Annotated in this window: 1 protein-coding gene; it reads left to right on the top strand. The window is 68.6% G+C overall.

Features of this window, described 5'->3' with window-relative positions:
- Window positions 1-49 precede the first annotated feature (49 nt).
- Window positions 50-952 (top strand): tRNA (adenine-N1)-methyltransferase, encoded by a 903-nt coding sequence (locus BFF77_RS32120; protein WP_066957079.1) that lies wholly within the window; start codon window positions 50-52, stop codon window positions 950-952.
- Window positions 953-977: the final 25 nt, after the last annotated feature.

A 977-nucleotide genomic window follows, 5' to 3' on the forward strand; every position in this document is an offset into this window, starting at 1 on the left:
GCGCCCGGAGGCGAGCGAGCCCTCAAAGAACAGGCACTAAGGTGGGGGCATGTCCGAACCGACCGGTGCCGCCCGTAGACGCGGCCCCTTCAAGGTCGGGGACCAGGTTCAGCTCACCGACCCCAAGGGACGCCACTACACCTTCACGCTCGAAGCCGGGAAGAACTTCCACACCCATAAAGGGTCCTTCCCGCACGACGAGCTGATCGGTGCTCCCGAGGGCAGTGTTGTCCGTACCACGGGAAACGTCGCCTATCTCGCGCTGCGCCCCCTGCTCCCCGACTATGTCCTGTCCATGCCCCGCGGCGCCGCCGTGGTCTATCCGAAGGACGCCGGCCAGATCCTGGCCTTCGCCGACATCTTCCCCGGCGCGCGCGTCGTCGAGGCGGGTGTGGGCTCCGGCTCGCTCAGCAGCTTCCTGCTGCGTGTCATCGGCGACCAGGGCATGCTCCACTCCTACGAGCGCCGCCAGGACTTCGCCGAGATCGCCCAGCAGAATGTGGAGCGCTACTTCGGCGGACCACATCCCGCCTGGGAGCTGACGGTCGGTGACCTCCAGGACAATCTGTCGGACACGGATGTCGACCGAGTCATTCTGGACATGCTCGCGCCCTGGGAGTGCGTCGAGGCCGTCTCGAAGGCGCTCGTTCCCGGCGGCATCCTCTGCGCCTATGTCGCGACGACCACGCAGCTCGCCCGCACGGTCGAGACGATCCGGGAGTTCGGCACGTTCAACGAGCCGGCCGCCTGGGAGTCGATGATCCGCAACTGGCATGTCGAGGGCCTCGCCGTACGCCCGGACCACCGCATGATCGGCCACACCGGCTTTCTCGTGACCGCCCGGCGGCTCGCGGACGGTGTCGAACCGCCGCTGCGCCGCCGCCGGCCCGCCAAGGGCGCGTACGGCGACGACTACGACGGACCCGGGAGCACCAGCGGCTCACGCGGCTGATCCAACACGACCGTGACGCCGCCGA

The sequence above is a fragment of the Streptomyces lushanensis genome (genome assembly GCF_001700515.1).
In the GTDB taxonomy this organism is placed as follows: domain Bacteria; phylum Actinomycetota; class Actinomycetes; order Streptomycetales; family Streptomycetaceae; genus Streptomyces; species Streptomyces lushanensis.